The 20,183-nt window shown below is 70.9% G+C and carries 21 protein-coding genes; 12 read left to right on the forward strand and 9 right to left on the reverse strand.

Going from position 1 to position 20,183, the window contains the following annotated elements:
• Positions 1-10: 10 nt before the first annotated feature.
• The 6 genes from AB0J71_RS17065 to AB0J71_RS17090 all read right to left on the reverse strand — a co-directional run bounded on the left by AB0J71_RS17065 (position 11) and on the right by AB0J71_RS17090 (position 3,223).
• Positions 11-952 carry an ROK family protein gene (locus tag AB0J71_RS17065; protein WP_364414857.1) on the reverse strand — a complete coding sequence of 314 codons (942 nt, stop codon included), beginning with the start codon at positions 950-952 and terminating at the stop codon, positions 11-13.
• 175 nt (positions 953-1,127) lie between these two features.
• Positions 1,128-1,457, reverse strand: coding sequence for a hypothetical protein (locus AB0J71_RS17070; protein WP_352321053.1), 330 nt, complete (start codon positions 1,455-1,457; stop codon positions 1,128-1,130).
• 14 nt (positions 1,458-1,471) lie between these two features.
• A complete protein-coding gene (locus AB0J71_RS17075; RefSeq protein WP_352321208.1) occupies positions 1,472-1,930 on the reverse strand; it encodes a peroxiredoxin in 459 nt (152 codons plus the stop codon).
• A 32-nt stretch (positions 1,931-1,962) separates the two neighbouring features.
• Entirely contained in the window at positions 1,963-2,391 is a 429-nt protein-coding gene (locus tag AB0J71_RS17080) for a DUF3052 domain-containing protein (RefSeq protein WP_352321051.1), read from the reverse strand.
• A gap of 118 nt (positions 2,392-2,509) precedes the next feature.
• Positions 2,510-2,917 carry a secondary thiamine-phosphate synthase enzyme YjbQ gene (locus tag AB0J71_RS17085; RefSeq protein ID WP_352321050.1) on the reverse strand — a complete coding sequence of 136 codons (408 nt, stop codon included), beginning with the start codon at positions 2,915-2,917 and terminating at the stop codon, positions 2,510-2,512.
• A 9-nt stretch (positions 2,918-2,926) separates the two neighbouring features.
• Positions 2,927-3,223 (reverse strand): DUF1918 domain-containing protein, encoded by a 297-nt coding sequence (locus tag AB0J71_RS17090; RefSeq protein WP_352321048.1) that lies wholly within the window; start codon positions 3,221-3,223, stop codon positions 2,927-2,929.
• Between the two features lie 837 nt (positions 3,224-4,060).
• On the opposite strand from AB0J71_RS17090, the gene aceE reads away from it, so the two are divergent.
• From aceE to AB0J71_RS17105, 3 genes are all read left to right on the forward strand, one after another.
• Entirely contained in the window at positions 4,061-6,859 is a 2,799-nt protein-coding gene (gene aceE, locus AB0J71_RS17095; RefSeq protein WP_352321046.1) for a pyruvate dehydrogenase (acetyl-transferring), homodimeric type, read from the forward strand.
• Between the two features lie 185 nt (positions 6,860-7,044).
• Positions 7,045-8,544 carry an alpha/beta hydrolase gene (locus tag AB0J71_RS17100; RefSeq protein ID WP_364414859.1) on the forward strand — a complete coding sequence of 500 codons (1,500 nt, stop codon included), beginning with the start codon at positions 7,045-7,047 and terminating at the stop codon, positions 8,542-8,544.
• 10 nt (positions 8,545-8,554) lie between these two features.
• The gene (locus tag AB0J71_RS17105) at positions 8,555-9,301 is read left to right on the forward strand and encodes a maleylpyruvate isomerase family mycothiol-dependent enzyme (RefSeq protein WP_364414861.1); all 747 of its coding nucleotides are present in this window, start codon (positions 8,555-8,557) and stop codon (positions 9,299-9,301) included.
• 197 nt (positions 9,302-9,498) lie between these two features.
• Here AB0J71_RS17105 and AB0J71_RS17110 read toward each other — a convergent pair whose 3' ends face one another.
• The 3 genes from AB0J71_RS17110 to AB0J71_RS17120 form a co-directional block, all read right to left on the reverse strand.
• Complete coding sequence (locus tag AB0J71_RS17110) at positions 9,499-9,861, reverse strand: VOC family protein (protein WP_352323652.1); 363 nt, start codon at positions 9,859-9,861, stop codon at positions 9,499-9,501.
• 73 nt (positions 9,862-9,934) lie between these two features.
• Positions 9,935-10,663, reverse strand: a complete 729-nt coding sequence (locus tag AB0J71_RS17115; protein WP_352323651.1) for a YafY family protein — start codon at positions 10,661-10,663, stop codon at positions 9,935-9,937.
• Between the two features lie 86 nt (positions 10,664-10,749).
• Positions 10,750-11,772, reverse strand: a complete 1,023-nt coding sequence (locus AB0J71_RS17120) for a PHP domain-containing protein (protein ID WP_364414863.1) — start codon at positions 11,770-11,772, stop codon at positions 10,750-10,752.
• A gap of 90 nt (positions 11,773-11,862) precedes the next feature.
• Between AB0J71_RS17120 and AB0J71_RS17125 the strand changes: the two genes are divergently transcribed.
• From AB0J71_RS17125 to AB0J71_RS17165, 9 genes are all read left to right on the forward strand, one after another.
• Complete coding sequence (locus AB0J71_RS17125) at positions 11,863-12,267, forward strand: hypothetical protein (protein ID WP_364414865.1); 405 nt, start codon at positions 11,863-11,865, stop codon at positions 12,265-12,267.
• 1 nt (position 12,268) lies between these two features.
• Positions 12,269-13,414 carry a glutathionylspermidine synthase family protein gene (locus tag AB0J71_RS17130; RefSeq protein ID WP_364414867.1) on the forward strand — a complete coding sequence of 382 codons (1,146 nt, stop codon included), beginning with the start codon at positions 12,269-12,271 and terminating at the stop codon, positions 13,412-13,414.
• 24 nt (positions 13,415-13,438) lie between these two features.
• Positions 13,439-13,870 (forward strand): DUF350 domain-containing protein, encoded by a 432-nt coding sequence (locus AB0J71_RS17135; RefSeq protein ID WP_352323647.1) that lies wholly within the window; start codon positions 13,439-13,441, stop codon positions 13,868-13,870.
• Between the two features lie 95 nt (positions 13,871-13,965).
• Positions 13,966-15,090, forward strand: coding sequence for a helix-turn-helix domain-containing protein (locus AB0J71_RS17140; protein ID WP_358004299.1), 1,125 nt, complete (start codon positions 13,966-13,968; stop codon positions 15,088-15,090).
• Between the two features lie 103 nt (positions 15,091-15,193).
• Entirely contained in the window at positions 15,194-16,090 is an 897-nt protein-coding gene (locus AB0J71_RS17145; protein WP_352323646.1) for an ACP S-malonyltransferase, read from the forward strand.
• Positions 16,087-17,040, forward strand: coding sequence for a beta-ketoacyl-ACP synthase III (locus AB0J71_RS17150; RefSeq protein WP_352323645.1), 954 nt, complete (start codon positions 16,087-16,089; stop codon positions 17,038-17,040). Before AB0J71_RS17145 ends, AB0J71_RS17150 begins: the two co-directional genes overlap by 4 nt.
• Positions 17,041-17,121: 81 nt before the next feature.
• Complete coding sequence (locus AB0J71_RS17155; protein WP_125639869.1) at positions 17,122-17,361, forward strand: acyl carrier protein; 240 nt, start codon at positions 17,122-17,124, stop codon at positions 17,359-17,361.
• A gap of 36 nt (positions 17,362-17,397) precedes the next feature.
• On the forward strand, positions 17,398-18,630 hold the full coding sequence (gene fabF, locus AB0J71_RS17160) for a beta-ketoacyl-ACP synthase II (RefSeq protein WP_352323644.1): 1,233 nt from the start codon (positions 17,398-17,400) through the stop codon (positions 18,628-18,630).
• Positions 18,630-20,054, forward strand: coding sequence for a carboxyl transferase domain-containing protein (locus AB0J71_RS17165; protein ID WP_352323643.1), 1,425 nt, complete (start codon positions 18,630-18,632; stop codon positions 20,052-20,054). The genes fabF and AB0J71_RS17165 overlap by 1 nt, the downstream gene beginning before the upstream one ends.
• The last annotated feature ends 129 nt before the right edge of the window (positions 20,055-20,183 follow it).

Below are 20,183 nucleotides of genomic sequence, written 5' to 3' on the forward strand. Positions count from 1 at the left end.
GGCACTAACCTTACGACACCAGAGGGGCCGATCGCACATTCACCGTCCAGCCGGGGCCCAGTTCGGGGCGGCCGGCGGCGCGCCAGCCCAGGAGGGCGGCGCCCAGCATGCCGGCGTCGACGCCCAGCGCGGCCGGGACGAGCGGGGGCGCGTCGCGGAAGGCCAGGCGCTTGACCAGGCGGGTACGTACGGGATCGAAGAGGGCGGGGCCGGCCTCGGCCAGGCCGCCGCCGAGGACGATCACCGAGGGGTCCAGCAGCAGCGTGTACGTCGCCAGAGCGAGCGACAGGGCCTCCACGGCCTCGTCCCACACCTCGATGGCGATGGGGTCGTCGGAGGCGACCACCTGCTCGGCGCGCACGCCCTCCACGCCCGCGCGCTGGCTGTAGCGGCGGCCGACCGAGGCCGCCGAGGCGTACGTCTCCAGGCAGCCGAACTGGCCGCACGCGCACTGTTCACCGTCGGGGAAGACGGGGGTGTGGCCGATCTCGCCGGCCCAGCCGGAGGAGCCGCCGTACGGGTCGCCGTTGATGATCGAGGCTCCGGCGATACCGGTGCCGATCGGGAGGAAGAGGAAGTCGGAGACGCCTCTTCCGGCGCCGAGGATGCTCTCGGCCAGACCGCCCGTGCGGACGTCGTGGCCCAGCATGACGGGGATGTCCAGGGTGGTGAAGTTCGAGGCGGGGACGTCACGCCAGCCCAGGTTCGCCGCATAGAGAGCCGCGTTCTCGGACACCAGCCCGGGGACGGCCAGACCGACGCCTGCGGGTTCGCCGTCGCCGGAGGAGGCCAGGTGGCCGATGAAGTCTGAAATGGCGGACACGACCGCCTCAGGGCCCTCCGCGCGAGGAGTGTGGCGCCGCTCGCTCAGCAACACCTCACCGGACTCGCTGACCAGGCCGCCCTTCATGGACGTGCCACCGACGTCGAGCGCGACGACGAACGAACTCATAGCGGACACGAAAGGAGACGATAGCGCAGGTCAGCAAATGTCTGAAAAGGCGCTTGAGAATCTCTCAGGCGGAAGGGGGGCGCGGCGTCGCGGTCGAAGCCGGCGACACCAGGGCCCTGAACTGGGAGACCGACCGCGCGGCGCCAGAGCGTTGGGCCCAAGATCACCCGGGCGGTCAGGCCCTGCCCAGCACCCGGTTGAGCGCCGCCTCGACCTCCGCCGACAGCCCCGGCGGAGCCCCGGACCCCACGTACGCGCCCTGCTCCTCGAACCCCTTCGGCGCCCGGGCCTGCCGGACGGCGCCGCAGCCGCGACACTCGATCTCCCCCAGCCGGCAGATGAGCGCGGTGGACCCGCAGGTGGCGCAGGAGTCGAGATCGAGGTCGTGCAGCCGTTGACAGTCCGGGCAGATCAGCACCTGGGACTCGTTGCGCACCCCGCGCTGCCACGGGCTGGCGCCACGGACCGGGTCGGTCTGCCGGGCCCCGCATCGGTAGCAGGGCATCGTTCCCTCCGAGGTCAGGAAATGTCGGCGAGTGCCTTGACGTAGTCGGCGACGTCACGTGCCGAGGAGATCGGACTGATCACCGACCACCGGATCACGCCCTCGCCGTCGATGACGAAGGTCCCCCGACGTGCGAGCCCCTTCGCCTCATCGAACACACCGTACGCCTGGGCGACCTGTCCATGTGGCCAGAAATCGGAGAGCAGGGCGAATTCGTAACCTTCTCGATCGGACCAGGCACGCAGGGCGAACACGGAGTCGACCGACACGGCGAGCACCCGCGCGTCGAGAGGCTGGTCGCGCAGCGCGGTGAGCTCGCCCTCGCAGATCCCGCTGAAGGCAAGCGGATAGAAGACCAGCACGACCTTCTCGCCCCGGAACATGGACAGTCTCACCGGGGCGCCGTGCTGGTCCTGCAGCTCGAAATCCGGAGCTGGTGCGCCGACCTCGGCAGGATGTGCGTTCACAGCCATCATCCTGCCGTATCGGCCGGCCTCGGAGTTTCCTAACGTCGGCCCTTCGGTGCGACGAGCCTGGTCCCGGACCAGTCGGGTGCGGCTGAGATGCTGCTGGTCTGCGAGAGACCCGCGGTAGCGGCATCCTCCCCGATGTCGCTCGGCTCCACGTGGCCATCGCGCCCGGCCTTGGGAGTCAGCAGCCAGATCTGGCCGGCTTCGGCGAGTGCTCGCATGGCGTCGCTGAGGGCGTCGAAGAGGTCCCCGTCGCCGTCGCGCCACCACAGCAGCACCACGTCGACGACGTCGTCACTCTCCTCGTCCAGCAGCTCGTTGCCGGTCAGGTCCTCGATGGAGTCGCGAAGCTCGTCGTCGACGTCCTCGTCCCAACCGATCTCCTGCACCACCTGACCCGGCTTGAGGCCGAGTCGTTCGGCCAGGCCGCGCTCGCCCTGCGCCTGACCCGCGGTCGCGCTCACGTTTATCCCTCCTGCTTGAGTGGCCCCGCTCTATGCGGTTTATCGCTTCGGCACAGTCCACACGCTGTGACCCTCAGTCGTCAACGGTCGCCACGGGTACGGCCGTAGTCGGCCAGAATCAATCTGACAAAAACGACAGGCGAACCTGGCGTTGCGTGTTGTCGACATTGAGGTCGACCAGCGCGACGGACTGCCATGTGCCCAACGCCATTCTCCCGCCCAGCACGGGGATCGTGGCGTACGGCGGGATCAGCGCGGGCATGACGTGTGACCTGCCGTGACCGCGCGAACCGTGGGCATGACGCCAGCGGTCGTCGGCCGGGAGCAGGTCACGCAGCGCGGCGAGCAGGTCGTCGTCGCTGCCGGAGCCGAGCTCCAGCAGCGCCACGCCCGCGGTCGCGTGCGGCACGAAAACGTGCAACAGGCCGTCTTCTCCCTGCGCGCGCACGAATTCAGCGCATTCAGCGGTGATGTCGTGCACGGTCTCGCGTGAACCCGTGGCCACGGAGATGATTTCTGATCTCACAGGGAAATCCTACTGAGGCACAACGACCGCATCAGGGCCGGGAAAGACCAGCCCGGTGTGGCCGTCGTCGAACCGCACGATGTACGGAGGCCCGCCGTCCGGGCCGTGGACCTCGGTGATGACGCCGCTTCGCTCCCTTTCGCCGACGGTGTTGCCGTGCATCAGGAGCCGGTCTCCTGCCGTCGCATTCATACCTTCCACATTGGTACGGCGGACGGCCCAGGAAAAGGGCGGAGGCCGATGACGGCGATTTTTTGCCCGGTCTTCATAGGGGCCGAAAATGATGACCGAAATGTTACGCGCCACGGGCGCCGCGTTTCGTGCGCCGCGGCCGGGCCATGGTCATCGGATCACCTGACCATTACGGCGTCAGGGCTGGTCAGAGGCAGGACGGCGGGGTCGCGTCCGGCTCTGTCGCCTGATGGTTCCGATATGGCCTCATTTCGGCAGCGGCCCGGCCGAGAGCCGCTTGCGGACGCCGGCGGAGGCAGCCGCTGGGGACGCACGACAGAGGGCCGGCCCGGCAAGAGACACAAGGAGAGAGACGCCCAGGCATCCGGACACAGGACTTCGGGGGGCCGACAGGATGCGGGACCCGGCTTCGCGACGGCCCGCCGGCTCCCTGAGTTCCCTGAGGCCGCTGTGCGGACACCTCGGCGGCAGGCGCGGATGTGCGGCCTGTCAATGCGGCCCGTCTCGGGTACGACCGGCCTCGGGTACGACCGGCCACGGGTACGCCCCGCCTCGGGTCCACGCCGTGAAGGTGCGGCGGCTCCGGAGCGCGTACAGAAACAAGGAGAAGAGGTGTGGGCCACGCCCCTCCCCGGCGGACGCGCCGCCCCGCCCGGCCCCGCCGCGAAGACGGTGGCTAGACTCGCGCGGCGCGGCGCGGCCGCCCCGTCCGGGTGAGGACCGCCCCGTTCGGGGGAGGGTTGAGGGCGGAGGCCGACCCACCGGGCCAGCCCCCTAGGATTGGGGGGAAATTTCGTCCGTTTTCTAGTCTTGTTAAATTGCTCCACCGATGTAACCTTTGGTGGCGATTCGTCCTACCATCGGTGGTCTAGGCCACCAACATGGCCCTGCCAGCAGGGACGCTCTGGTTACCCGTCAGTAGAGATGCGTTTTCTACGACTAGCGACCAGGATGGAAGGCGACCCAGACCAGACTTCAGTCATTCTCGGAAGGCGAGACCCAGTGGCTTCCGGACGCCAGCGATTCTCGATCATCAGCGACGGCCTACCCAGCCAGCTGCCTGATGTCGACCCCAGTGAGACCAACGAGTGGCTCGAGTCTCTCGACAATGTCGTCAAGACCGAAGGCCGCACCAGAGCCCGCTACCTCATGCTCCGCATGCTGGAACGGGCCCGCGAGCACCAGGTCGGCGTGCCGGGCCTGCGCAGCACCGACTACATCAACACGATCCCGCCGGAGCGCGAGCCCTGGTTCCCGGGCGACGAGCACGTCGAGCGGCGCATCCGCGCCTACATCCGGTGGAACGCCGCGGTCATGGTGTCGCGGGCCAACGCCCGTACGAACGTGGGCGGCCACATCGCCACCTACGCCTCGGCGGCCTCGCTCTACGAGGTGGGCTTCAACCACTTCTTCCGTGGCAAGGACCACGGCGAGTCGGGCGACCAGGTGTTCTTCCAGGGCCACGCCGCGCCGGGCATCTACGCCCGCGCCTTCCTGGAGGGCCGGCTCAACGAGGCCCAGCTCGACGCGTTCCGCCAGGAGCTGTCGCACGGCTTCCGCGGCCTGCCCTCCTACCCGCACCCGCGGCTCATGCCCGACTTCTGGGAGTTCCCGACGGTCTCCATGGGCCTCGGCCCGATCGGCGCGATCTACCAGGCGCGGTTCAACCGCTACCTGCTCAACCGCCAGCTCAAGGACACCTCGCGCAGCCACGTGTGGGCCTTCCTCGGCGACGGCGAGATGGACGAGCCCGAGTCGCTCGGCGCGATCGGCCTGGCCGCCCGCGAGGAGCTGGACAACCTCACGTTCGTCATCAACTGCAACCTGCAGCGGCTCGACGGCCCGGTACGCGGCAACGGCAAGATCATTCAGGAGCTGGAGTCGTACTTCCGCGGCGCCGGCTGGAACGTGATCAAGGTCGTGTGGGGCCGCGACTGGGACCCGCTGCTCGCGGCCGACGTCGACGGCGTGCTGGTCAACCAGATGAACACCACGCCCGACGGCCAGTTCCAGACCTACTCGGTGGAGACCGGCGGCTACATCCGCGACCACTTCTTCGGCGGCGACCCGCGCCTGCGCAAGATGGTCGAGCACCTGTCCGACGACGACATCCGCAAGCTGTCGCGCGGCGGCCACGACTACCGCAAGGTCTACGCGGCCTTCAAGGCGGCCCGCGAGCACGTCGGCCAGCCGACGGTGATCCTCGCCCAGACCATCAAGGGCTGGACGCTGGGCAAGGACTTCGAGGCGCGCAACGCCACCCACCAGATGAAGAAGCTCACCAAGGCCGAGCTGAAGGAGTTCCGCGACCGGCTCTACCTGCCGATCCCAGACTCGGCCCTGGAGGGCGAGCTGCCCCCGTACTTCCACCCGGGCGAGAACGACCCCGAGATCCAGTACATGAAGGAGCGCCGCGCGGCGCTCGGCGGTGTGCTGCCCAAGCGGGTCGTGCGCGCCAAGCCGGTCAAGCTGCCCGGCGACGACGTCTACAGCCAGTTCGGCAAGGGCTCGGGCAAGCAGCAGGTCGCCACGACCATGGCGTTCGTGCGCCTGCTGAAGGACCTCATGCGCGACAAGGAGATCGGCCACCGGTTCGTGCCGATCATCCCCGACGAGGCCCGCACGTTCGGTCTCGACGCCATGTTCCCGACAGCCAAGATCTACTCGCCCCACGGGCAGACGTACGAGGCGGTCGACAGGGAACTGCTGCTGTCGTACAAGGAGGCCGTGCAGGGGCAGATCCTGCACGAGGGCATCAGCGAGTCGGGCTCGATGGCCTCGACCATCGCGGCCGGCACCTCCTACGCCACGCACGGCGAGCACATGATCCCGGTCTACATCTTCTACTCGATGTTCGGGTGGCAGCGCACCGGCGACCAGATGTGGCAGATGGGCGACCAGATGGGCCGCGGCTTCCTGCTCGGCGCCACCGCCGGCCGCACCACGCTCAACGGCGAGGGCCTGCAGCACGAAGACGGTCACACGCCGCTCATCGCCTCGACGAACCCGGCCGCGGTCTCCTACGACCCGTCCTGGGCCTTCGAGGTCGCCCACATCGTCAAGGACGGCCTGCGCCGCATGTACGGCGAGCAGCCGGAAGACGTCTTCTACTACCTGACCGTCTACAACGAGCCCTACCTGCAGCCCGCGCAGCCGGCCAACCTCGACGTCGAGGGCCTGCTCAAGGGCCTGTACAAGTTCGCCGAGGGCCCGCAGACGCAGGGGCCGAAGGCCAACATCCTGGCCTCCGGCGTGGCCGGTCCGTGGGCCATGGAGGCCCAGCGCCTGCTGGCCGAGGAGTGGGGCGTGTCCGCCGACGTGTGGTCGGCGACGTCATGGTCCGAGCTGCGGCGCGACGCGCTGGCGTGCGAGGAGCACAACCTGCTCAACCCCGACGCCGAGCAGCGCGTCCCGTACGTGACGCAGGCGCTCTCGCAGGCCAGCGGCCCGTTCGTGGGCGTCAGCGACTACATGAAGGCGGTCCAGGACCAGATCGCGCAGTGGGTGCCGGGTGACTGGTCCTCGCTGGGCACCGACGGGTTCGGCCTGTCCGACACCCGCTCGGCGCTGCGTCGCCACTTCCACGTGGACGCCGCCTCGATCACGCTGGCCGTGCTCACCCGGCTGGTCAAGCGGGGCGAGCTCGACGGCGAGGTGCTGCGCGAGGCCATCGCCCGCTACCACCTGAAGAACGGCGTCACCGAAGCCGGCGGCGCGGAGAGCAACGACACCCAGTCGATGGGCGTCTGAGTCATCCGGAAGGCGCGCTCCCGCGAACTGTTTCTCGCGGGAGCGCCGTCATGTCCGGGCCTCCGCTCCGTTTGACGGATGAGGCGGCACGTCCAGGAGGGGTACGTGCCGCCTCACCCAGGTTCGCCGCGAGGTCCCGTATCGTGGGCACTGCTTCCCCCGAAGACACGAAGGGGAATGTTCGTATGCGACGCGTCCTAGCCGCCGCCCTGCTCGTAACGGCCGCGGGCTGCGCGAGTGCACCCGCAGAGCCCGCCACCGACGGGCCCGCCGCCGACACCGACACGATCGCGTGGGGGCCGTGCACCGACATCAAGCGCCCGGACGGCGAGCCACCGGCACAGCAGGACGCCTCGGTGCGCTGCGGGAAGCTGGCGGTGCCCCTCGACTACTCCCGCCCCGACGGCGACAAGCTGGAGCTGGCGCTCATCAAGCTGTCAGCCACCGATCCGAAGAAGCGGCTCGGCTCGATGGTGTTCAACTTCGGCGGGCCGGGCGCCTCCGGCGTGGACACCCTCGACCAGGCCGCCAAGGCGCTCACCTCCCTGCGCGCCCACTACGACCTGGTCAGCTTCGACCCGCGCGGCGTCGAGCGCAGCGCGGGCGTACGCTGCGGCGACAGCGCGCAGATGGACCGGTTCGTCTCGCTGAACACGCTGCCCACCAACGCGCAGACCCGCCAGGAGAGCCTGGACGCCAACAAGGAGTTCGCCCAGCTCTGCCAGCAGCACTCCGGCAAGGTCCTGCCCTACGTCGGCACCGTCAACGCCGCCCGTGACATGGACCGCATCCGCGCCGCCGTCGGCGACCCCAAGCTCAACTACGTCGGCATGTCGTACGGCACCCAGCTCGGCGCCGTCTACGCCACCCAGTTCCCCAAGAACGTGGGCCGCATGCTGCTCGACGCGCCGCTCGACCCGACGGTCACCTTCGAGCAGCGCACGCTCACCCAGACCCGCGGCTTCCAGCAGGCGTACGAGAGCTTCCTGCGCAGCTGTGTCAAGGGCGGCTGCGAGGTCGGCAAGGACGTGACCGCCGCCAACGCCAACGTCGAGAACCTGATGAACCAGCTCGCCGCCAAGCCGCTGAAGGTGGACGGCCGGCAGCTCACCCAGGGCCTGGCCTCCACCGGCGTGGCCGCCGCCCTGTACTCCGAGCTGACCTGGCCGTTCCTGGAGAAGGCGCTCGGCGAGGCGCTGAAGGGCCACGGCGAGGCGCTGATGTACCTGGCCGACTCCTACACCGGACGCTCGGAGGACGGCACCTACTCCACGCAGATGACCAGCTTCCCGGCCATCACCTGCGTGGACACCGCCGAACGGCCCAGCGAGGCCGAGCTGCGGCGCACCGAGGCGGCGGCGCTGCGGATCTCGCCGCTGTTCGGCAGCGAGGGCTCGGGCGGGTTGTGCCGGGTGTGGCCGGCCAAGGGCAGCAACGAGGCGCGGCACGTCAACGCCACCGGGTCGGCGCCGATCCTGGTCGTGGGCGGCAAGGGCGACCCCGCCACGCCGTACCAGTGGGCGCCGCGGCTGACGGCCCAGCTCAGGACCGCGCGGCTGGTGACGTACGAGGGCGAGGGGCACGGGGCGTACCTGTCGGGCAGCAAGTGCGTGCAGGGGCTGGTGGACGCGTACCTGGTGGAGGGCAAGCTGCCCGCCAAGGGCGCGACCTGCCCGGCGGCCTAGTGTGTGACGGGTGACCGACAACGACACCTTCATCGCCCGGATCGAGGGCGAAGCCGCGCGGCTGGCGGCGCTGGCGACCGATCTGTCCGTCCCGGTGCCGACGTGCCCGGGATGGACGATCGGCGACCTCGTCACGCATGTCGGCCGGACCCATCGCTGGGCGGCGCACGTGCTGCGCCACCGGGTCCAGCAGCGCGTCTGGTCGCGCGACGTGCCCAGCGGCCTGCCCGAGGGCGCGCACGGCGACGCCGCCTGGCTCACGGAGGGCGCCGCCGCCCTCCTGGACGTGCTGCGCACCACCGACCCGGACCTCGCGGTGTGGACGTGGGGCCCCGACCTGCGAGCCGGATGGTGGGCGCCCAGGATGCTCTTCGAGCTGGTGATCCACCGGGTAGACGCCGAGCTCGCACTCGGCCTCGACCCGGAGATCCCGGCGGCGACCGCCGTGGACGGCATCGAGGAGTTCCTGCACAACCTGCCGTACGCGACCTGGGTGACCAGGTCGCTGGCCGGGCTCGGCGCGGAGGGGGCCACGATCCACCTCCACGCGACCGACCTCGACGGCGAGTGGACCATCACGCAGGGCGCCGACGGGGCGGTCAGCTGCGAACGCGGCCACACCAAGGGCGACGCCGCCGTACGCGGCCCGGCGAGCGAGCTGCTCCTGGTGCTCTACGGTCGGCGGCCCCCGCGGTCGCCGGCCGTCTTCGGCGACCACGACCTGCTGACCCGCTGGCTGGCGGCCGCCGCCTTCTGAACCGGGCCCCCTGACGGGGGGAAGGGGCCCTGGACGCGCCGCCGCTCGGCGATCGGCGGCGTGTCCAGGGCGGGTGAACCGCTCCAGGCGGGACGGCCCGCGTCGCGCGGCCCCGGTTCGGCGGGGAAGGTGCTTCCCCGGGGGCGCGATCGCGGCGAGGTCCCGCGAGCTCCGGCGGCAGTCCGCCGCCGGAGGGCTCACCTGCGGTGGAAGACTCCGAACAGGCTCCCCGAGGCGTCGCGCAGATAGGCGAAGTCGGTGCCGGCGCCGTCGTCGATCACCTTCATCTCGACCTTGCCGCCGAGCGACTCGCTCTTGGCGCACGCTGCCTCGACGTCGGCGACCTGCACGTGGAAGACCGCGTGGGCGGGGAAGTCGCCCTTGGTGTTGAACAGGCCGCCGCCGGGCCGCTCGCCACCCGGGTAGCCGATCATGCGGTAGTCGAGCGGGCCGTCGTCGTCGCGGGTGAACGACCAGCCGAACAGCTCGCCGTAGAAACGTTCGGCGCCTTCGGGGTCGTCGGTCGCGATCTCGAACCAGGTCACCGTGTTGTCCATCATCGTCTCCTCGTCTTTCGAACAAGACAACGATGTATCGCTATGGCGACAACCCTATGTCGGTGTTTTCGCATGATTAATCGAGCATGGTTCCGCGTACCACCATCTCCGGCACGTCGGGGGCGAACCCTTCGAGCGGCCGCTCGGGGCAGCGCTCGACGGTGACGACGGCCGCGGCGATGCGGTCGAGCCGGAAGACGCGGACATCCTCCCGCAACCGGCACCACGCCACGAGGTACCAGAAACCGCCGCGCCCGCCCAGGAACACCCCCGGCTCGACGTCGCGCGAGGTGAGCGCGCCCTTGGCGTCGGCGTAGTCGAGCCTGAGCACGCGCCGCCGCAGCAGCGCCTCCTCGATGGCCCTGGAGATGCCCTCGGCGCCGAGCGGCCGGCGCGGAGTGCCCGGCTCGGGCGGCTCGCTGACGAGCTGCACCCGCCGCGCCAGCTCCCTGGCCAGCTCGCCCTCGGGCCCCGGCATGGCCGAGACCACCTTGCGTAACGCGCTGCGGGCCTGGCGGCCGAACGGCTGGTCGCCGGCCTGGCTGAGGGCCACGGCGATGGCCACCGCCTCGGCCGGGGTGAAGTTGAGCGGAGGCAGCGACATCTTCTTGTCGAGGGCGTAGCCGCCCCTGCGACCGGGCTCGGCGTAGATCGGCACCCCGGACCCCTGCAACGCGGTGATGTCGCGCTCGATGGTGCGCACGCTGACCTCGAACCTCTCGGCGAGCTCGCGGGCGGAGCGGCAGCGTGGCGCGATGGCGCGCAGGTCCTCGACGAGCGCATAGAGCCGGTCGGTACGGTTCACAGCCGGAACGCTACGCGCCGCCACCGACAATCACCGGCCCCGCGCGGCCCCCGCGACAACGACCTGACTCCGCCGCCACCCAAGGCTCACTCCGCCGTCCACTCCAGCAGCCGGTCCAGGGGCCAGGTGTTGACGATCCGTCCGGCCTCGATCCCGCACCGGGCCGCCCGCTCGCAGCCGAAGCGCTGCCAGTCGAGCTGCCCAGGCGCGTGCGCGTCGGAGTCGATCGAGAACAGGCACCCCGTCTCGTAGGCCAGCCGCATGAGCCGCTTGGGCGGGTCGAGCCGGTCGGGCCTGGAGTTGATCTCCACGGCGACCCCGAACCGCCGGCACGCCTCGAAGACCAGCTCGGCGTCGAACTCCGACTCCGGCCTCTTGACCCCGCGCTCGCCGCCCGCCCGCACGACCCGCCCGGTGCAGTGGCCGAGGACGTCGACCAGGGGGTTGGCGACGGCGGTGACCATGCGGCGGGTCATCTCCTCGCGGTCCATGCGCAGCTTGGAGTGGACGCTGGCCACGACCACGTCGAGCCGTTCGAGCAGCGCCGGGTCCTGGTCGAGGGAGCCGTCGAGGTGGACGTCGACCTCGATGCCGGTCAGGATCCGGAAGGGCGCCAGCCGCTCGTTGAGCCCGGCCACCACGTCGAGCTGCCGCTCCAGCCGCTCGGCCGACAGCCCCTTGGCCACGGTCAGGCGCGGCGAGTGGTCGGTCAGCGCCCAGTACTCGTGCCCGAGCCCCCGGGCGGCCTCGGCCATCTCCTCGATCGGCGAGCCGCCGTCGGACCAGTCGGAGTGGCTGTGCAGGTCGCCCTTCAGCGCCGCGCGCAGGGCCGCGGTCTCGGCGTCGAGCTCGACGCCCTCGGTGGCCCGCAACCTACGCAAATACGTCGGAACCTGACCGTCGAGCGCCTCGTTGATCACAAGGGCGGTGACCTTGCCGATGCCGGGGAGGTCGCCCAGCCCGCCGGCTCCGGCCAGCCGCGCGAGCTCCCCTTCCGGCAGGTCGTCCACGACCGCGGCCGCGCGGCGGAACGCGCGGACCCGATAGGTGGGCTCACCTGTGCGTTCGAGCAGGAAGGCGATCTCGCGCAGGGCCTGGACCGGTTCCATGAGTCATTCATACCCGAGCGGACGACCACCGGCATTGAACATGGGCGAAGCGCACCGATAGGCTGATTCGCCCAGGAAAGCAGGAAGTACATGGCACACCCGCCGCGCAAGCCGGCTCCCCCGCCCCCGCGCAAATCGTCCAAGGCCGTCCCACTGACCATTCTCGGGGTCCTGTCGGTGATGCTGGTGGGCTACTGCGCGGCGACCCAGGACGACGACGACGTCACCGCCGACTGCGTGGTGCAGCTGGAGGACGGCACGTACGAGGTCGTCGACGACGACTACTGCGACGACGACGGCGGCAGCGGCGGCGGCGGGGCCCACTACTACGCCGGTTCGCGCGGCGCGTACATGTGGTACTACGGCGGCCACCGGGTCGGCAACCGCATGCAGGGCGGCACCACGTACCGGCCGTCCGACGTGAACATCTCCAGCCGCAACGGCAAGTCGATCCAGCGCGGCGGCTTCGGCAACAGCTGGGGCGGCGGGAGCTGACGTGCGCCGCGAGCATGGCATCGCCCGTCCCGGCTGGGAGAAGACGATCGAGAGCCAGGGCCTGGCCTACCACCGGGCGGCCCACCCCGAGGGCCTGAGCAGGCCCTACTGGGACGAGTCAGTCCATTACGTCCTGTCCCTGGAGGAGGTGGAGTCGCTGGAGGAGCAGGTCGAGGAGCTGCACGGCATGTGCCTGCGGGCCGTCGAGCACGTCGTCTCGACCGGCCGTTACGCCGACTTCGCCGTCCCCGAGTGGGCCAGGGACGCCGTGGCCCGCTCCTGGGAGCGCCGCGACCCCCACCTGTACGGCCGCTTCGACCTGCGCTACGACGGCACCGGCCCGGCCCGGCTGCTGGAGTACAACGCCGACACGCCGACGTCGCTGGTGGAGTCGTCGGTGATCCAGTGGTTCTGGCTGCAGGACGCCCACCCCGGCGACGACCAGTGGAACTCCCTGCACGAGCGGCTCATCGAGCGCTGGCGCGAGCTGCCGCTGCCGCCCGGCCCCACGCACTTCGCCTTCACCAACGCCGACGAGACGGGCGAGGAGGCCATGACGGTCGCCTACCTGCAGGAGACCGCCGAGCAGGCGGGCCGCCGGACGGTCGCCGTCGCCATGGAGGACATCGGCTGGGACGAGCTCAACCGCCGTTTCGTCGACGCCGGGGACGAGATGATCCGCTCGGCGTTCAAGCTCTACCCCTGGGAGTGGATGCTCGCCGACGACTTCGGCCGGCACGCGGTGCGCCACTCCACCTGGATCGAGCCGCTGTGGAAGACGCTGCTGTCGAACAAGGCGCTGCTGGCCGTGTTGTGGGAGCTCTACCCGGGCCATCCCAACCTGCTGCCCGCCTACCTCGACGGGCCGCACGAGCTGACCTCCTACATCGCCAAGCCGCTGCTGGGCAGGGAGGGCGCCTCGATGCGCATCGTCACCCCCGAGGGCACCCAGGAGACCCCCGGCCGTTACGGCCGGGAAGGGTACGTCTTCCAGGGGTTCGAGGCCCTGCCCGCGTTCGAGGGCCAGCGGCCGGTGCTCGGCGCCTGGGTGGTCGCCGACGAGGCCGCCGGGCTCGGCATCAGGGAGACCACCGGCCTGATCACCGACGACACCTCCTCCTTCGTCCCCCATCGCATCGCGAACTGAAGCACCCCCGTGATTGGAAATGACGTGACCCTTCTCGAAGTCCTGGCCCGCGGCGCCGGCGCGATCGCCGCGTACGCCGCCGTCGGCGTGATCCTGCTGATCGTCGGCTTCTACGTGATCGACTGGGCCACGCCCGGCAAGCTGAGCGAGATCATCCGCACCCAGCGCAACGCCAACGCCACGCTGCTCACCACGTCCGCGCTGGCGGCGATCGGGCTCATCGTGGCCGCGTCCATCTGGTCCTCCGGCGGCCGGCTGGCCGAAGGGCTCGCGGGCACGGCCGTGTTCGGCCTGGTCGGCATCGTGGTGCAGACGGTGGCGATGCTGGTGTTCGACAAGGTCGTCGGGATCTCCGTACGCGAGCTGGTGAAGGAGCCGGAGCTGCAGCCCGGCGCGCGCCTGCTGGCGGTCACCCACGTGGCGATCGGCCTGATCACGGCGGTTGCGGTCATCTGAAACACCACCGTTCCGGTCATCGGAACCGACCTGGCACTCTAGGAGGCGTGACAGACCGGACCCGGGAGGACACCACGCGAAGGCTCGAGCGCGCCATGGGCGCGCTCGGCACGGCGGCGATGGCCCGCATGGACGACCAGCTCCCCTGGTTCCGGGCGCTCAGCGCCGAGGACCGCTCGTGGGTGGGCCTGGTGGCCCAGGCCGGCATCGCCGCGTTCGTGGAGTGGTTCCAGCACGCCGGCGAGAACCGGCCCACGCCCAGCATCGAGTTCTTCGGCACGGCCCCGCGCGAGCTCAAGCGCTCGATCTCGCTCCAGCAGACGGTCGACATCGTCCGGGTCGTGGTCGAGGTGGTCGAGGCCCAGACCGACGAGCTGGCCGCGCCGGGCGGCGAGGACCAGCTCCAGCAGGCCATGCTCCGCTACACCCGCGACGTCGCCTTCGCCGCCGCGCACGTCTACGCCCGCGAGGCCGAGGCCCGCGGCTCCTGGGACGCCAGGCTGGAGGCGCTGATCGTCGACGCGCTGGTGCGCGGCGAGGTCGACGACGGCCTCCACTCCTGGGCCGCCGCACTCGGCTGGACCTCCTCCCCCGTCGTCGTGATCGCCGGGCACGCCCCCGACGACGACCCGCGCGCGGTCATCGACGCCCTGCGCGACAAGGGCCGCCGCATCGGCATGGACCTGCTGGCCGGCGTGCAGGCCGACCGGCTGATCGTGATCGTGGGCGGCGCCGACAGCGTCCACGACGCGGCCCGGCAGGTCGTGGCGCGCTTCGGCGTGGGCCCGATCGTCATCGGTCCCGAGGTGCCCGACCTGCACGCCGCCGCGCGGTCGGCGCGGGCCGCGCTGGCCGGGCTGAAGGCGTCCGCGGGCTGGCCGGACGCCCCCAGGCCGGTGCACGCCGAGGACCTGCTGGCCGAACGCGCCCTCGACGGCGACGCCGACGCCAGGGAGCAGCTCATCGAGAACGTCTACCTGCCGTTGGCCGGCACTCCCCTGCTCGATACGCTGGCCACCTACCTCGAACAGGGCACCTCCCTGGAGGCGACGGCACGGCTGCTGTTCGTGCACCCGAACACGGTCCGCTACCGTCTGAAGAAGATCACCGAGCTCACGGGCTACCAGCCCACCGAGGGCAGGTCGGCCTTCACGCTGCAGGTCGGTCTCATCCTGGGCCGGCTTTCCGAAGGCGCCGCGGCATGGCGGGCCCTAACGTAACATTCCCGAAATCTTCACTGTAGGGTTCCTACAAAACACCCGGGACAAAGTTCGTACGGATCTCCATCCGCGTGTCGAAGTTCTACAGGGCATGGTGGTTTTTGTGCTTGTACTCGTCGCTCCGGGCCAAGGCGCCCAAACCCCAGGCTTCCTGACCCCCTGGCTAGAGTTGCCCGGTCTGGCCGACAGACTCGGCGCCTGGTCGGAGGTCGCCGGGATCGACCTGGTCGCCTACGGCACCACCGCCGACGCCGACGAGATCCGCGACACCGCCGTGGCCCAGCCGCTGCTGGTGGCCGCCGCGCTGGCCGCCGCCGAGGCGCTGGGGGCCTCCCCCGACGTGCTGGCCGGCCACAGCGTGGGCGAGTTCGCCGCGGCCGCGCTGGCCGGGGTGCTCACCGCCGAGCAGGCCCTGGGCCTGGTCCGCGAGCGCGCCCAGGCGATGGCCAAGGCCGCCGCCGTCACCGAGACCGGCATGACCGCCGTGCTCGGCGGCGTGGAGGCCGACGTGCTGGCCGCGATCGAGCGCCACGGGCTGACCCCGGCCAACATCAACGGCGCGGGCCAGATCGTGGCGGGCGGCACGCTGGAGCAGCTCGCCGCCTTCAAGGACGACGCGCCCGCCCGTGCCAGGCTCATCCCGCTCAAGGTGGCCGGCGCGTTCCACACCGGTCACATGGCCCCCGCCGTCGACGCCCTGCGCGAGGCGGCCTGGAACGTCGTGCCCGGTGACCCGCAGGTCACGCTGCTGTCCAACGCCGACGGCCGGCCCGCCGCCACCGGCGCCGAGTTCGTCCAGCGGCTCATCTCGCAGATCAGCAGCCCGGTCCGCTGGGACCTGTGCATGGCGACGATGGCCGAGCTGGGCGTCACCAAGATGATCGAGCTGCTGCCCGGCGGCACGCTGACGGGGCTCGCCAAGCGCGGCCTGCGCGGCGTCGAGACCGTGGCGCTGAAGACACCCGACGACCTCGACGCGGCCAGGGAGCTGATCAAGTGAGGATCCCCGACATCGCCCCCGGCGCCCGGATTCTGGCCCTCGGCCATTACCAGCCGGACAACGTCGTCACCAACGACGACCTGGCCAAGACCATGGACACCAACGACGAGTGGATCCAGTCCCGCGTCGGGATCAAGGAGCGCCGGGTCGCCTCGGCCGCCGAGTCCGTCGAGGACATGGCGGTCCAGGCCGGCGGCAAGGCGCTGGCCGCCAGCGGCCTGACCCCCGACGAGATCGACCTGGTGATCGTGGCCACCTGCACGCTGGAGACCCAGATCCCCAACGCCGCGGCCGTCGTGGCCCACCGGCTGGGCATCCAGTCCCCGGGCGCCTTCGACGTCAACGCCGCCTGCGCGGGCTTCTGCTACGCGCTGGCCACCGCCAGCGCCGCCGTCCGCGGCGGCGCGGCCAGGAACGTGCTGGTCATCGGCTCGGAGAAGCTGTCGCAGTGGGTCGACTGGACCGACCGGTCCACGGCCGTGATCTTCGCCGACGGCGCCGGCGCCGCGGTGGTCGGCCCGACCGACACGCCCGGCATCGGCCCAGTCGTCTGGGGCAGCGCCGGCGACAAGTCCGAGGCCATCTCCATCGCCGACCGCACGAAGTTCCTCTCCCAGGAGGGCCAGACGGTCTTCCGCTGGGCCACCGCGCTGCACCCGGTGGCCCTGGAGGCGTGCGCCCGCGCCGGGGTCGAACCCTCGGAGCTGGCGGCGTTCGTCCCCCACCAGGCCAACCTGCGCATCATCGAGGCCATCGCGCGCAAGCTCGGTGCCGACAAGGCCGTCATCGGCCGCGACATCGTCACCGCGGGCAACACGTCGGCGGCCTCCATCCCGCTCGCGCTCTCGCGCATGCTGGAGCGCGGCGAGGTCCGCTCAGGCGACCTCGCGCTCATCCTCGGCTTCGGCGCCGGTCTGACCTATGCGGGCCAAGTGATCGAGATTCCGTAGGATCCGGTACGGCTCCCGCCGTGCCTCAGCTCGTACGGCGGACGCCGTACAGAAACCAGAAAATGAAGGAGAAGTAGCGACATGGCTGCCACCGAGCAGGAGATCCTCGCGGGCCTCGGCAAGATCATCAACGAGATCACCGGCATTCCGGCCGGCGAGGTGACCCCCGAGAAGAGCTTCGTCGACGACCTCGACATCGACTCCCTGTCCATGGTCGAGATCGCCGTGGCCGCTCAGGACGAGTTCGGCGTCGAGATCCCCGACGACCAGCTGAAGAACCTGAAGACGGTCAAGGACGTCCTCAACTTCATCCAGGCCTGACACCCAGCAGTTCTGACCAGTAAGGAGCGCGAAAACGTGAGTGCGAACCGGGTACGTGTCGTCGTCACCGGGCTCGGCGCGACGACGCCCGTCGGTGGAGACGTCACCTCGACCTGGACGGCGCTCCTCGCCGGTCAGTCGGGTGTGGAGACCCTCACCACGGAGTGGATCGACTCCGTCCCCGTGCGGTTCGCGGGGACGGCGGCGGTCGACCCCACCGAGGTGCTGCCCCGCCCCGAGTCCCGCCGTCTCGACCGCAGCGAGCAGTTCGCCCTGGTCGCCGCCAGGGAGGCCTGGCAGGACGCCGGCGCCCCCACGGTGGCCCCCGAGCGGCTGGGCGTCGTGGTCTCCAGCGGCATCGGCGGCATCAGCACCACCCTGAGCGCCTACGACACGTGGAAGGAGCGCGGCTGGAACCGGCTGTCGCCCTTCACCGTGCCGATGCTCATGCCCAACGGCCCGGCCGCCTGGATCGGCATCGACCTGGGCGCCCAGGCGGGCGTGCACGCCACCGTCTCCGCCTGCGCCTCCGGCGCCGAGGCGATCGGCTACGCCATGGACATGATCCGGCTCGGCCGCGCCGACGTGGTGGTCGCCGGCGGCACCGAGGCCGCCATCCACGGCCTCAACATCGCCGCCTTCGCCGCCGCGCGGGCGATGTCCACCCGCAACGACGACCCGCAGGGCGCCTCCCGGCCGTGGGACCGCGACCGTGACGGGTTCGTGCTCGGCGAGGGCGCCGGCATCGTGGTGCTGGAGTCCGAGGAGCACGCCAAGGCGCGCGGCGCGCGCATCTACGCCTACGCCGCCGGCGTCGGCTACTCGGCCGACGCCCACCACATCACCCAGCCCGAGCCCGAGGGCCGCGGCATCATCATGGCGATGACGCAGGCGCTGACCGACGCCGAGATCACCGGCCTCGACGTCAAGCACGTCAACGCGCACGCCACCTCCACCCCGGCGGGCGACGTCGGCGAGGTGCAGGCCGTGGCCAAGGCCATCGGCACCCACCCGCTGGTCACCTCGACCAAGTCCATGACCGGTCACCTGCTCGGCGGCGCCGGCGGCATCGAGTCCGTCTTCACGATCAAGGCGCTGCAGGAGCGGATCGTCCCGGCCACCATCAACCTCGACAACCTCGACGACGGCATCGAGGTCGACATCGTCCACGGCGCGAACCGCTCGCTGCCGCAGGGCGACATCGCCGCCGTCAACAACTCCTTCGGGTTCGGCGGGCACAACGTGACCGTCGTCTTCAAGGGGGCTTGATGACCGTACTGGACAGCCGGGTGGTGGGCGAGGGCTCCGGCCAGGAGCCCGCCGACCCCCGCGATCCAGTCGTCCGCCTGGCAGCGCTGCTCGACGAGGGCTCGCTGCGGCTCATCACCCCGCAGGACAACAGCGGCGTCCTGGCCGCCATGGGCAGGATCGAGGGCGTGCCCGTCGCCGCCTTCTGCAGCGACGCGCGCTTCCAGGGCGGCGCGATGGGCAGCGAGGGCTGCGAGCACATCGTGCACGCCTACGACGTGGCCGTGCGCGAGCGGGTGCCGGTCATCGGCGTCTGGCACTCCGGCGGCGCCCGGCTCGCCGAGGGCGTCGAGTCGCTGCACGCCGTCGGCCGGGTGTTCGCGGCCATGACCAAGGCGTCGGGCGTCGTGCCGCAGATCTCGGTGGTCGTCGGCCCGGCGGCCGGCGGCGCCGCCTACGGCCCCGCGCTCACCGACCTGGTGATCCTGGCCGACACCGGCCGCATCTTCGTGACCGGCCCCGACGTCGTGCGCAGCGTCACCGGCGAGAACGTCGACAGCGAGGCGCTGGGCGGCCCCGAGCCGCACAGCAGGCGCAGCGGCGTCGTGCACGTCGTCACGAAGACCGAGGCCGATGCCTACCTCCAGGCGCGCCGGCTCGCCACGCTGCTCGGCCACCAGGGCAGGGTGCGGCCGGGCGCGGTCGAGGAGGTCGACTTCTCCTCGCTGCTGCCCGAGTCCGCGCGCCGGGCCTACGACGTCAAGCCGCTGGTCAACGGCCTGCTCGACGAGGCCGGCGTCGAACTGCACGCCAAATGGGCGCCCAACGTCGTCACGTCGCTGGGCCGTCTCGGCGGCCGGACGGTCGGCGTCGTCGCCAACAACCCGCTGCGGCTGGGCGGCTGCCTCGACGCCACGTCCGCCGAGAAAGCCGCTCGCTTCGTACGTATGTGTGACGCCTTCGGAGTGCCATTGGTTGTCCTCGTGGACGTGCCCGGCTACCTGCCGGGCGTCGGCCAGGAGCACGACGGCGTCGTCCGGCGTGGCGCCAAGCTGCTGCACGCCTTCGCCGAGGCGTCGGTGCCCCGGGTCACCGTGGTCACGCGCAAGGCGTACGGCGGGGCGTACATCGCGATGAACTCGCGGGCGCTGGGCGCCACCAAGGTGTTCGCCTGGCCGACCACCCAGGTGGCGGTCATGGGAGCCGTGGCGGCGGTGCGCGTGCTCAAGCGGCGCGAGCTCGCCGCCGCGCCCGAGGAGGAGCGTGCGGCGCTGGAGCAGCGGCTCGCCGAGGAGCACGAGAAGCTCGCCGGCGGCCTGGCCCGCGCCCAGGAGCTGGGCGTCATCGACGAGGTGATCAAGCCTGCCGAGACGCGCGGCGCCATCGCCAAGGTGCTCGCCCAGGCCACCCCGGCCAGGGGCGCCCACGGCAACATCCCGCTGTAGAGGCCCGTTCCACGCGGAAGGCCCCGCACCGAGACTTGGGTTCTAGGGTTCGTTGCAACACCCCACTTCAGGGGATGCGATGGACTTCGAGATCCGCAAGGTGCGCAAGGCGCAGGGGGCGAAGAAGCT

The sequence above is a fragment of the Nonomuraea sp. NPDC049637 genome, assembly GCF_040675235.1.
Lineage (GTDB): Bacteria > Actinomycetota > Actinomycetes > Streptosporangiales > Streptosporangiaceae > Nonomuraea.